This window comes from Sphingobacterium sp. UDSM-2020, from assembly GCF_016132525.1.
In the GTDB taxonomy this organism is placed as follows: domain Bacteria; phylum Bacteroidota; class Bacteroidia; order Sphingobacteriales; family Sphingobacteriaceae; genus Sphingobacterium; species Sphingobacterium anhuiense.
In genome coordinates, this window is record NZ_CP066166.1 from 1694617 (window position 1) to 1708020 (window position 13404).

General features: G+C 40.0%; 10 protein-coding genes. 6 read left to right on the forward strand and 4 right to left on the reverse strand.

The features are described from left to right. Nucleotides 1-316: 316 nt before the first annotated feature. Nucleotides 317-1054 carry a dienelactone hydrolase family protein gene (locus JAZ75_RS07425; protein WP_208700884.1) on the forward strand — a complete coding sequence of 246 codons (738 nt, stop codon included), beginning with the start codon at nt 317-319 and terminating at the stop codon, nt 1052-1054. Between the two features lie 45 nt (nt 1055-1099). Here JAZ75_RS07425 and JAZ75_RS07430 read toward each other — a convergent pair whose 3' ends face one another. Then, nucleotides 1100-2221, reverse strand: coding sequence for a tetratricopeptide repeat protein (locus tag JAZ75_RS07430; RefSeq protein WP_208700886.1), 1122 nt, complete (start codon nt 2219-2221; stop codon nt 1100-1102). 420 nt (nt 2222-2641) lie between these two features. On the opposite strand from JAZ75_RS07430, the gene JAZ75_RS07435 reads away from it, so the two are divergent. Next, on the forward strand, nt 2642-4060 hold the full coding sequence (locus tag JAZ75_RS07435) for an arylsulfatase (protein ID WP_208700888.1): 1419 nt from the start codon (nt 2642-2644) through the stop codon (nt 4058-4060). A 69-nt stretch (nt 4061-4129) separates the two neighbouring features. Here JAZ75_RS07435 and JAZ75_RS07440 read toward each other — a convergent pair whose 3' ends face one another. Next, the gene (locus JAZ75_RS07440; protein WP_208700890.1) at nt 4130-5707 is read right to left on the reverse strand and encodes a DUF3843 family protein; all 1578 of its coding nucleotides are present in this window, start codon (nt 5705-5707) and stop codon (nt 4130-4132) included. Nucleotides 5708-5910: 203 nt separating this feature from the next. Between JAZ75_RS07440 and JAZ75_RS07445 the strand changes: the two genes are divergently transcribed. From JAZ75_RS07445 to JAZ75_RS07460, 4 genes are all read left to right on the forward strand, one after another. Beyond that, nucleotides 5911-7218, forward strand: a complete 1308-nt coding sequence (locus JAZ75_RS07445; RefSeq protein WP_208700892.1) for a replication-associated recombination protein A — start codon at nt 5911-5913, stop codon at nt 7216-7218. 122 nt (nt 7219-7340) lie between these two features. Further along, nucleotides 7341-7874, forward strand: coding sequence for a 3'-5' exonuclease (locus JAZ75_RS07450; protein WP_021188625.1), 534 nt, complete (start codon nt 7341-7343; stop codon nt 7872-7874). Between the two features lie 357 nt (nt 7875-8231). Further along, nucleotides 8232-8711, forward strand: coding sequence for a hypothetical protein (locus JAZ75_RS07455; RefSeq protein WP_021188624.1), 480 nt, complete (start codon nt 8232-8234; stop codon nt 8709-8711). 460 nt (nt 8712-9171) lie between these two features. After that, on the forward strand, nt 9172-10671 hold the full coding sequence (locus JAZ75_RS07460; protein ID WP_208700894.1) for a S41 family peptidase: 1500 nt from the start codon (nt 9172-9174) through the stop codon (nt 10669-10671). A gap of 171 nt (nt 10672-10842) precedes the next feature. On the opposite strand, the gene JAZ75_RS07465 is transcribed toward JAZ75_RS07460, so the two are convergent. Both JAZ75_RS07465 and JAZ75_RS07470 read right to left on the reverse strand, forming a co-directional pair. After that, nucleotides 10843-11760: a hypothetical protein gene (locus tag JAZ75_RS07465; protein ID WP_208700896.1), complete on the reverse strand. Its 918-nt coding sequence runs from the start codon at nt 11758-11760 to the stop codon at nt 10843-10845. 10 nt (nt 11761-11770) lie between these two features. Then, complete coding sequence (locus JAZ75_RS07470) at nt 11771-13402, reverse strand: ABC transporter ATP-binding protein (protein ID WP_207902413.1); 1632 nt, start codon at nt 13400-13402, stop codon at nt 11771-11773. Nucleotides 13403-13404: the final 2 nt, after the last annotated feature.

Sequence of the window (13404 nt, forward strand, 5' to 3'; positions counted from 1 at the left end):
TCTGAAAAACCAACCGTCCCTGTAATAATAATGTTATCTAATCAATCATTCCTAAGATAGCATCATTATATCTTGCGAATGATCGATTCAGTCTATACATAAAACTGTTTAGGAAGGCCCATTTATACCATTGAAAACTAACACTAATAAATAACCGAGTACAACGAGCTCATTTATACCATTGAAAACTAACACTAATAAATAACCGAGTACAACGAGCTCATTTATACCATTGAAAACTAACACTAATAAATAACCGAGTACAACGAGCTCATTTATACCATTGAAAACTAACACTAATAAATAATTTTTTCTTATGAAAGCCTTAATAATGACAATCATATGTTTTTGTGCCACAGAAACGAGTTTCGGTCAGCTTAAGCCTGTGCGTTACTCCGACGGAGACCAGGCATTAGCTGGTTTAGTAAATACAGATGCAGGCGAGGGTGCTCCTGGAGTTTTGATTCTCCCTGCTTGGATGGGTATTGACGATGAAGCGACACAGGCGGCAGTACAGCTCAGCAAGGAAGGTTATATTACATTTGTTGCAGACATCTACGGAGAAGGAAATAAACCCACTACTGGTGCTGAAGCGGGGCAACAGGCTGGAAAGTATAAGAACGATCCTGTAGCATATCAGAGAAGGATCCGTTTAGCACTAGAACAACTTGTAAAAGCTGGAGCAAGTCCACGTCGTTTGGCTGTGATCGGCTATTGTTTCGGTGGTACGGGAGCGCTTGAGGCGGCTAGGGCCGGTATGGAAGTGCAAGGTGTTGTTTCCATACATGGCAACCTTGGTAAAGGTAACCGTCCAGATGGCCCCATCAAAACCAAAATACTGGTTCTACATGGCGCTGCAGATCCTCATGTATCTCCGGAAGAGATCGCTAATTTCAGAAAAGAGGTGGAGCATGCAGGAGCAGATTGGCAAATGATCTATTATGCGGCCGCAAAACATGCCTTTACCAATCCTGCCAGTAGTGATTTCGAACCTTTAGCAGCGCAGCGTTCGTGGAAACATCTACTCATATTCTTACAGGAAATATTGAAATAAAAGCTTGAAATCTATTCAGATCATTCAAGCAGGTTACAGCTTCATTTATAAATCTTTAACCTGCTTGAATGTCGCTTTTAAGGTTGTGAAGTTTTGATAAGTTTTATCAGCCTCTTCAAAGTCTTTTAGATGTATGTACACTTCACCAAGTTTATCTAATACAGCGAGCTCAAGGGGTACATTTTTCCTTTCGCGGGCTAGTAGAAGCGTAGATAAAAATTCTTTTTTGGCTATTTTAAAGTTTTTATCTAACAATTTTGATGAAGCCAGCAGATATTCAATTGCCGGTAACTCATTTGTGATCTTTTTATTTTCTGCTAGTTGCTGTGCCTGAAGTAGAAACCATTGTGCCTCCGTGTATTTATTTTGCTCAAAATAAACCTGTGCTAATTGCTCCCAGGCAATTATTTTATCTTCATAAGCTTTCGCTTTATTATAGAGTGGTATCGCTTTTCTGATGATATTTTGTTCAGCTTCATGATAATTTCTCCTGCCACTTTTGGCCAATGCTATTTGCATCCAGGCATTTGCTTGGTCATGATAGTCTTTAGATTGAACTGCCAGATTTAAATTTTCCTGAGCTACAGCACTAGCTTTTTCAAAATTACCGGAATAAAGTAGCACTGCCGCTAAGTTTTGATGTAAGACAATACGATCCAGTTTATTGCTTTCTTTTGCCGCAATCAGGATTGCATTTTCAAAATAGGAAATTGCTTGATCGGGTAAATTATTATTGATTGCAAATAGCCCTGCTTCATTTACTAGCGCGAGGTTTACTTGATCATCGTAATTTTGTCTGATGCGGTTCAAGAGTTCATTCCATGTTGCTAAGTCCGTAGGTTCTGGTTTCATTAAATATTGAAACCGTCTTATATTCGGTAGACTATTAACTTGGGTGAGTAACGTTTTATAGCGAAGTTCTTGAGCAATCTTTTTCGCATAATCTTTTCTCATATTGCTATCAAATATGTCAATCAATTGCTCCGTTCTTGACTTAGGTGGCGGGACAAAATATACCTTTGGACCTATTCCTTTGAAATTACTGTTATACTTTGTTATTGAACCAGTATAATCTTTGGTTAATTCCTGCGCATAAGACACGAAGCATAATGCCACTATATAAGCACTACTGAGAAAGGCTATTTTCCAAAATTTCTTTTTAATCATGTATAATACCTGCTGTTGGTGAGGATATTGCAAATATGACGAAAAAATATGTGAAATATTGTTAAAGTGTTGTTCAGAATAGGTTTCAGTTTCTTTTTAAAGATACTCCAAACGGTCTTTAGCTTGTTTTAGTTATAATAATGAAAAAGTCCTTAAGTAAAACTTAATATGATTTTTTCTCAAATCATATTAAATTGTAACTTTTTGATGGATAACCGCAATTTGTAACGATCAAATTTTAAGCTTTCAATTGTGTTCTTTAATTTCGGATCCGGATCACCCATATGAACTATTAATCTGTATTGATGATTTGCAATCTAGGCGAGCAGTATGGCTTTTGCTCCACCATTTATCTATGTCTAAGATGTCCTCTTTTTTTCTGTATTAAACTAAGGACATGAATTATAAAAAACCACTAAAATGAAAAAACCAGCACTATTTGCGTTATTTTTTGCACTGAGTAGTATCGCAATAGCACAAAAGAAAACCGATCGCCCCAATATTGTATTTATAATGGCAGATGACCTGGGTTATGGTGATTTAGGAGCTTATGGACAGCAGATTATTGAAACGAAACATCTGGATGCTTTAGCAAAGGAGGGGATGCGTTTTGATAATTTTTATGCAGGAACTTCAGTTTGTGCTCCATCCCGATCTGCATTGATGACAGGCCAACATACCGGTCATACGCCTGTCCGAGGCAATAAAGAATTGGAGCCAGAAGGGCAGCTACCTTTAGCTGATTCGGTGCAAACGATCGCCATGTTGCTACAAAAAGCAGGTTACGCAACTGGTGCATTCGGAAAATGGGGCCTCGGTATGGTGGATACCTATGGATCGCCTCGTAATAAAGGTTTTGATGAGTTTTATGGCTACAACTGCCAACGTCAATCGCACCGTTATTATCCGACACACCTGTGGCATAATCAAGAACGTATTGAGCTTGAGGGTAATGGTTTATTGGCAAAAGGACAGTATGCTCCTGAATTGATCCAAGAAAAAGCATTGGAATTTATTGATAATAATAAGGATAAACCATTTTTCTTATATGTACCCACGGTCTTGCCTCATGCCGAGTTATCCGGGCCTAACGATCAATATTATGAGCAATATGCCAACAAGTTTGAAGAAAAAGCACATAAAGGAAATGATTACGGACTAAAAGCTACGATTCCAGGATATGCTTCTGTTGCTAAGCCAAGGGCTACTTACGCCAGTATGGTGAGCCGTATGGATGCACAGGTTGGACAGATTGTTGCGAAGCTGAAGGACTTAAATTTGTTAGATAATACGATTATCGTTTTTACAAGTGATAATGGTGCGCATCGTGAAGGTGGTGCAGATCCCGATTTTTTCAACAGTTCGGCAGGTTTACGGGGTTATAAACGTGATCTATATGAGGGTGGTGTAAAAACTCCTTTCATTGTTTATTGGCAAGGAAAAGTTGCTCCTGGCACTACCTCCAATTATTTAGGAGCATTCTGGGATGTCCTGCCGACTTTAGCTGAAGTGGCAAAAGCAGGTAAACCACAATATACAGATGGTCTTTCTTTTGTTCCGACATTATTGGGAAAACCTAAAAAGCAAAAGCAGCATGATTACCTATATTGGGAATTTCATGAAGATGGCGGCCGCCAAGCAGTGCGTCAAGGTGACTGGAAATTGATTTTGCAAAAAGTGAGAAGTGGAAATCCTGTTGCTGAACTGTATAATTTAAAACAAGATCCTAAAGAGCAAAATAATTTGGCGACGAGTAACGCGAAAAAAGTAGAAGAATTACGTAAGATCATCGCGAAAGCACATGTGGAAACGCGTGATTTTCCTTTAGTTTCGAAGTAACGAAGTAAATCGTGAAGTAGTAACGAAGCAATTATCTACTTCGTTACTACTTTACTTGTCACCTCTTTACTATCTAATCATCACATGTGGCTGTTGATGATAGGTTTCGCTTTTATAGAAACGGATCAGAAAATCAATCGTTTCACTGTTTAGTGGATAGAAAAACTGCTCATTGATTTCCTTTTCGTATAATTCGTAATAATGTTGTACAAGCCCAACGGAGTAAAATTTCTGAACCAGGAGCTGCAATAGATTCTGCGCATAACTGATCGGTTCGTTTTCATTTTCGACAAAATATGGATTATTTTGAAGCGGGAAAAGCGTTTCGATTCCACCGAAAAATTCCAGACCTATTTTCGAATTATAGAATGCTGTAACAGGAATAGCTCTTTCCTCATTCGGATTTGCAACCTCTTCGATTGGCGGTAATCCCACCTGCTCGCGGTACGTATTGGTCAGATCGCGGATATAGCTGCTGATTTCAGATTCTTCCATAAATGCCAGCTGACCCTGATGTTTTTTAACAAACAGTTCCTTGAGGTCAGCAACTTGTTGTGCTGCCTTTTCGATAAGTGTTGTTTTTTGATACAAAGCTTCGACAACATATGCTTGATCCATTTCTTGGTCTGAATTTAAGTCAATCTGATCCCTTTCGACAGCAGACATCATACCCGATAGGTTCCAGGTCCCTTCCCATGGCACGATCTCCATATAGAAGAGTTGATCAGCAGTAGGTTCCTGAAAGTTCTGAATCGAATTTTGATTGACCAAGAAAATTTCTCCAGTTGTCAGGTGTTTCAATTCTAAACGGCCCTCTTCCACTTTTTTAAATTCAAAAAAGCTATCAATTCTGTTGCCGATGGTTCTTAGATTCTCATGTTGCGGATGGTTAGTGTCTACAGTAGCAGCAACAAATTCACAGGATCTCAGCGCTAATAAGTGTAGACGGAAAAAAGTGAAATGATTGTCACGAACACGGAAAGTCATTTGATTTAAGTAGGCCGGGTCGTGCTGATAGCGTCCTAAGTCAGCGATATCCATATGCTGCATCAAACTGTTATAATAATAGCCACCGGTGATGTAATTGGTCGCAATTACCTTCTCAGCATAGTTGCGTACTTCAAGATAATTGGCATCTGTAGCTAGCGTATACTCTTTTTGTAACAGCGTATTTTCAGGTGCAGTCTCATAATATTCTTCCAAAACAGCATAAGCAAGATCGGTCACCAAAGCTAGTAAACGGCCTTCTTTATCCAAGAAAAGGTGCGGGTTACGCTCACTGAAAAACAACCATGAAAGGACCAATACATCTTGCGGATTGATATCTTCCGGGTAATAGTCTGTCAATGCCGCATCTTCGAAAAAAGGGAGCATCTTTCCATAAAGTGCCTGGTGCTCTTTTCGGAAAGCATCGAAAAGTTTTGTTCCAGAAACCACATCCTCCAGATAGCAGGTCAAATAAACACTGAGTGTTTTAATCATTTCAGGTCTGATCAGGGCATCGGTTTCTTCTTCATCAAACCAAAGTGTATTTAAGGCATCCTGTATATCATTGGCTACTTCTAAATAAAAACGATCGGCATCCGATCTTCCTTGATAAGGGTGCTGTCCTAGCCAATCCTGTATATAAATGCGGTTTTTTTTCATTAAAATTAATCATTAAATGAGCTCGTTTCACTCGGTTTATTTTTCGGGCAATGAAGCTATCCTAAGCCAAGTATTAAAGAGCTGTTTCAGCTCAAGTGGGTTGTATCGATTCAATGCTCATTCAAAAATAACCAAATTTTTGAATTCCATAAATTGATTGTGAAGTAAATGGACATTTGGCAATATCTTCTTACTTTTGATCTATGGCTACACGAATTCCACTGGCAGAGCGCATGCGTCCCAAGAAATTGGAAGATTATGTTGGACAGCAACATATTATCGGTCACGATGCGGTATTATATCATGCCATCCAGCAAAAAAATATTCCCTCCATGTTACTTTGGGGACCTCCGGGAGTTGGTAAGACCAGCCTTGCACTCTTGATGGCCAAAGAATTGGGGCGTCCCTTCTTTTCCTTAAGTGCTATTCAGGCCGGAGTGAAAGATATTCGCGAAGTTATTGATAAAGCAGAGCGACTGATGAATTTAAATCAGGAACAAGCGGCTATGAATTTTAATCAGGAGCAACCCATTCTGTTTATTGATGAGATCCACCGTTTTTCTAAATCACAACAGGATTCTTTATTAGGGGCTGTTGAACGGGGCTTAGTGACGCTTATCGGTGCAACTACAGAAAATCCATCTTTCGAAGTCATATCTGCGCTATTATCGCGTTGCCAGGTTTATGTTCTTGAACACTTAAGTTCCGAGGACCTGATTGGTTTAGTGGAGAAATCCTTACATGAAGACGAATACCTAAAAGCATTAAATATTGAGATTGAAGAGTATGAAGCTATTTTACGTCTTTCAGGTGGTGATGCCCGTAAGCTCTTAAATGTGCTCGAACTGGTCAGTAATGCTGCGGTACTGCATCATGAACCGATTACCAATTCATTTGTGCTGAAGCAGGTACAGCAGAATATGGCTATTTATGATAAGACAGGTGAGCAACATTACGATATTATATCTGCTTTTATTAAATCGATCCGTGGATCAGATCCCAATGCGGCAATTTATTGGCTGGCACGTATGATCGAAGGGGGGGAAGATCCTTCTTTCATTGCGCGTCGTCTTCTGATATTGGCTTCTGAAGATATCGGTAATGCCAATCCCAATGCGTTACTCTTAGCGAATACCTGCTTTCAGGCTGTTAATGTCATCGGATGGCCCGAATCGAGGATTATTTTAGCGCAGGCCGTGACTTACTTGGCGAGCTCTCCCAAAAGCAATGCCTCTTACGAAGCAATCAATAAGGCACAAGCTATCGTGAAGCAAACGGGAGACCTTTCCGTACCCCTTCATTTGCGAAATGCGCCGACTAAATTGATGAAAGAGCTTAACTATGGAGCCGAATATAAATATGCGCACGCCTATCCTGGAAATTTTGTTCTGCAGGAATTTTTGCCAGATCAACTGAGCGGTATGACCTTATACGATCCCGGTAAAAACCCACAGGAAGAAAAGTTAAGACAGGGATTACGGGATAAGTGGAAGGAAAAATATCGGTATTAATTAGGGCGTTATCGGAGTAAGTTGAAACTGTTTGTTTTCCTTAAGGAGTCTTTTGTAGTATTTCTGTCCACATTTTAAATCTCAGCGGATATTGTTTACCTTTGCTCGGATAGGAGTATAGCATGACATCAGATTTAACATTTACAGCGATCGATTTTGAAACAGCAACAGGGCATCAAAATAGTGCCTGTGCAGTTGGTATTGTGACAGTGGAATCGGGTATCATTACAAATGAGTTCTATTCCTTAATCCAGCCACCTCGCAATGAATATATGTGGCAGACAACCCGTGTTCATGGTATCAAGCCTAGGGATACGCAACATTCTCCTACTTTTAAAGAGTTATTTCCCTCTATTCAGTCCTTGCTTACCAATAAATTGATGATTGCGCACAACGAATTGTTCGACCGCAACGTTTTACGGAAAACAATGGTACATTATGGTTTGTCTTACGAGGAACTGCAGCTTGCCGAGATGTGGGAATGTACTTATAAGATCTATCGTAACAAAGGTTTTAAACCTGCTCGCTTAAATGCCTGCTGTGAAGTGTTGGGAATCAATCTCAATCACCACGAAGCATTATCCGACGCGAAGGCCTGTGCTGAATTATATCTGCGCCATCCTTTTGTAGCAACATTGGTGGAGGAGGGTAATTAGTACTTAGAAGTTAGTAATTAGATTTGAGAAATTACGACGTTACTCCGTCACTACTTTACTCCGTTACTTGATCACTGCGTCATTCCTTCACTTAATCACTGTGTCACTCCGTTACTGGTTACTTCGTTACTTTATATTAGTATCACATCGATTTTAATTTGTTATTATTTATTTTATTGATAATAAGCTTGTTGTGTGTTTTGTCGTGCGATGTCTCCCTATTTGTCCCCTCTTTGTCCCCCCTTAAAACTCGCTCTTGCAGTAGCTAAGAATTATCTTTGCCTTTGTCAATTCAAAAACGCTTAAAAATTGCCTTTTGAAAAGATTTGTCGCAAATGGTTCTTATTTTTTAATAATATGTTTTACGTCTATCTTTTACTTACTGCTTTAATTTTAGTTTCTGGTTTTTATTACTGGCGCAGATCGCGCTTGTCTGCTGAGTTTTTAAAACGCGCTGTTTTACAGGTGCACTATCGCTTTCACCACTTAGAAAATGATGAGCGAGAATACGGTAAATCAAAAAACGGGGCATTATTACTTAAAGTTGAAAGAACAGATCAGGACACACGTAATATTGTTGTGAAAGATGTGATCATGGATCATGCTTGTCTCAGTGTAAGCTTGGATCAGATCATTATGATCACGTTTCCTGCCGATTCAAACCAGGCCTATGAGGCTTCCGTACGTTTTAGAATACGGGGTGCAGTGCGTAAACCTGATTTCCTAAGCCATCACCATGCAACTGTTATCGGTTATATTACTTCCGAAAAATCAGGACGTGTGCCTTTCCGCATTAAAGTTGGGATGCTTGAGGCGGAGCAGGTTAGTCAAGTTTGATTTTAGTAGTTAGATTTTAGAAAGTGAGTGGGTTAGAAAGTTAGATGAAGGTTAGTTGGTTATAGAGTTAGAAGTTTAGAAATTTTTACTTTGTTACTCTTTCGTCACTTGTTACTATGTCACTCCGTCACTACTTTATAGGTTCGTTTTTTTTGTTACATTCATACTTAAGAAGGGGAGACACACGGTAATGCACGTGCTCCCCAATCTTATTATTTATGGATTGGTAAGTTATAAATAGTTATTGGGTGAGCATGTTAGTGAGTTAGATTGTTCATATCACCCTTGTAACTCTGTTACTTCCCTCACTTGTCACTTCGTTACTGGTTACTCCGTCACTTCTTCACTCCGTTACTCCATCACTTCATTAGCCGATAAAATAATTGTATTATAATCAGCATCATGTTATTGTTTATGAGATACTATTTATCTAAGTTTGTTTAATATTATATTAAAAAATATGAAGATAGCGCTACAGCAACCTTTCGGAAAGTGGGTTGTTTTTATTCTGGTTGCATTTTTTTTCGTTAGTTGTAAAAAAAATACACCAGATCCAGAGCCAGAACCTGAACCTACTGTACGAACCACGGATCAAAAAATTCGGGATAGTATCTATTATTATTATAAACTGTACTCCATATGGGAAGAGAAATCCATTCCAAAATATGAGCTTCCATCCGAATTCACAGATAAGTACAATTCTGCTAGTAGTGTTCTCAATGCTCTGAAAGGTATGACTCCTGCCTATGCGAACTATGCCCAGTATGGTGGTGTGTATGATCGTTTTTCTTTTATCGATGGACTTAATGGTTATAATATCAATGCTACGGCGAAGTTAAAAATGGATCGGAATGATGGTTATGGTTTATATATTTCCATGGGTACGGTTGATTCTAAAGTCGCAAGACCTGTTATCTATTTTATTGAAGGAGGTTCACCTGCTGATAAAGCTGGGTTAAAGCGATCGGATATGGTAACGGCTATCAATGGCGAGACCGACTTTACTGTTGCGATCAATTGTGATGCTTCAGGCTGTAAGCCTGTAGATCCCAATGCGCTTAATAATATGAGAAACCGTGTAGCCAATGCACTGGAAGGTGGCGGTCTTCAGCTAGCGCTCTTGCGTCAGGATGGGACGACTTATAATGTAAGTCTTTCTTATGGATCCTATACCATCGATCCTATTTATCAAGATTCCGTATATGAATATGCCACTAAGAATGTGGGCTATTTTGCGCTGTCTTCTTTTGAAGAGATAGAACGTAATAATTATAACCAGCAACGGGTAGATGCTTCTTTTAAAACGTTTGAAGATAAGCATATTGAGGATTTGATCGTAGATTTACGCTATAATACAGGTGGTTATGTTGATGCTGCGGTATATATTGCAAACAAGATTGCAGGAACAAAAGTTTCAGATAAGAAGCTGATGGTGACCTATATCTGTAACGCTTATATGGAGCGAACTCAGAAAGGTACCAATGGTATGTTCAGAGATACATATTTCAGTCAGACAAGTACGTTGAATCTGCGTAAAGTGTATTTTTTGGTAAGTGAAAAAACGGCTTCAGCTGCAGAGATGCTGATTAATGTCTTAAAACCTTATATGAACGTGCAGATTATCGCGACAGGAACACATACTTACGGTAAACCTGTTGGTTTTTTTGAACAGATTATTGAAGACCGTGTTTCCTTTTGGCCAGCATCTTTCCAGTTGAAAAACGCTGATGATTTCGCAGATTACTGGGATGGATTAGTGGCAGATAAACCTAATGTAAATGATTATATCTTTTTGCCGACAGGTGATACGCAAGAGACGATGTTAGAGACGGCTTTGGAAGATGCCGTCCCGGGAAGTACAAAGAAAATGTCAGCGCGTGTTCGTGCAAGCCAACATGCCCGTATGTCAATCGGTGGTGCTGTCAATGCTCTTCCTGAAAGAGGTCTTTTGAAAAACTAGTCGTGCTGTAACATATAGGGAGTGATCGATTGATCATTCCGATTTTTAAAATAAAAAGAGCGGGATCCATCTATATCGATCCCGCTTTTCATTTATAGGGATGAAGCAGATCACCTCATTCAATGTTCAATTGTGATACAGCAAGCTGGTACTAGTGTGAGGCATTATGACTTATGACGGCGTCTCAAAAATACGTTGATGACAGAGTTCTGCAGCCGCTTCATCCGGTAAGCATTTTAGAAAACCAACAGGAACCTGGCTGATTACTTTTTCCAATGTACTGTTCATCATTGCAAAAAGATCTTTATTCCATCTAATAGCTGTACAACTTGGCAATACAGCAATGAAACCTTTCAAGCCAGATAATTGTTCAAATATATTTTCTGGTCCCTGTTGCAGACGTACAAATGCTTTTAATGGTATCGCTTCATTTTTATAACAAGGCGTTTTACCGCTCCAAGGGGTACCATAAATAATCACGCCATTATCTGTCATCCGGATCGCCGGATTATCATCATTGAGCAATGAAGTATCTGGGATATGTTTTAACCACAGACGGCTATGCGTACTTTTTCCTGTACCGCTTTTACCCAGGAATGCTATGCCCTGACCATTTCGGTTGATGACCGATCCGTGGATCATAATGACATCGTGTAGCAGGGCGGCCTGACCAAAAAGCATCATCAGCATCCAGCAGATAACTGCACTCTGTTCTGTTTCGGTACTTTCTGGGATATAAATGGTCGACTGAGCAAAATCTCTTTCACTGTACAGATACCAAAAGTCGTTACCCCGATCATTGGCTATTGTCGTGATAAATGTGTTTTCTTTTTCATAAAAACAGAAGCGGTCTCCCCATGATATGGACTGATCACTTAAGAGTTGCCCGAGGTCTTCACCTTGCGCAGCTTGCTCCATACTCAGGTTCACCTGGATGGTCCTGTTTTCTTTCGTTGTATTGTATTGAAAATCACGGAAAGAGGGTAATAATTTTTCCAGATCTAGGCTAGCCGGATAGTTGATCTCCAGTATTAGATCTGCTATTTTATAGCATTTTTTCGATATTTCAGTAGGGTTTGTTAAAGTCATAGCGCGTTCATTAGTCGAGATAGATACGCTGTACGCATGTATCGGCCAAGTTTAAGTCATGTGTTACAAAAAGGCATAATTTATCTTGCCCAAATTCTAAAAGTCTTTTGATCAGTGTGTCGGCCGTATTTCTGTCCAGTGCCGAAGTCACTTCATCAAATAACCAGATATCACCATTATGCATCAGCGCTCGGGCAATCGCAATGCGTTGTGCCTGTCCTTCGGATAGGCCCATTCCCGATTCACCGACCACGGTATCGACACCATCAGGCAGTTCCAGTACAAATTCTGCACAAGCAATCCATAGGGCTTTTTCTAAAGCAATATGCTCGCCTTCTTTAACATGGAGCATCAGGTTTTCCCGAATAGTTCCACTGAAGAGTGAATTTCCCTGTGGAATATAGGCAAAATTGATGCGGTGTGCAGCAGTTAAGGGTCTGGTACCCTCGTGGTCCGTGAGTAATATCTGGCCTTTTTCTGCTTTGATCAGCGATAGCAATAAGCGTATCAGGGTTGTTTTTCCTTTACCGCTGGGACCTACGATCGCGGTAGGCTGACCCGCCATCAGGTTTAAATTCAGGTTATTTAACACCCATTTATCTTCATATCTAAAAGATAGATCCTGGATTTGTAGCGCTGTTGTTTGCAGTAACCTTTGCTGTTCGATCTGCGGTTCTATCTCACCTTCTTTAAGTTCTAAGAGGCGGTCGGCAGAAACTCTGAACCGTACAAAACCCGGTATATAGGTGATCAGTGCGAGAATCGGTGTTTGTATCCTTGCCACCAATTGCAAAAACGCTGTCATGGTACCAAATGAGATCTGTCCACTATGCAGTCTATAGATTCCCCAGATAAAGGTGAGCAGATAGCCCGCATTGATACAGATTTTCATGGCACTCTGGGTATAGGTCGAAAAATTGAGCTGTTTCATTTTCAAAATGAAAAGCTCCTGCTGGCTGGCGGTGAGTTTTTGCCTTCTTTTTGGAAAGATACCCATAGCCCGGATCAAGAGTCGAAAGCGAAGATTTTCTTGCAGAATGTTAGAGAAATTACTCTCTTCACTTTTTACTTCCCTGCTCAGCTTGCGCATTTTTTGGAAGTATATTTTCGAAAATAGGAATAGGGGCGATATGGCCAATATCATGAGTGCCAGCATCGGATCCATATACCATAAAAACGCCAGTGAAGCAAGTAATTGTATTACGGTAAGCAGAAATGAAAGTGCCGATTTTGCGATCATAGTGGCCACTTCTTCGCAATCCGTTTGGATTCGGATCTGGATATCACCTGTATGCCAGTTTTTGATCAGTTTCCAGACCGAGAGCATCTGTGCATCGAGCATATTCCGTTGCAGCTGAAAGGTCATCATCATTTTGATCCTTTCATTAAGCCAGCTGGTATATGCCCGTATTCCGATGCCAATAGCAACACTTGTCACAATTCCGATCAGTGTCCACTTCAACGGAAGGTCTTCCGGAGAAATGGCCATGTCTACCGCTTTTTTGGAGAGATACACAAAAAGTAGGGAGAGCACAATAGCAATAAGCTCCAATATAAAATACAGGAGCAGTTTCGATCGGTATCCCTGGCTTATCGACCAGGCCCAGCGGATATGCTGTTTCAAGTTATTATTATTGGTCACAG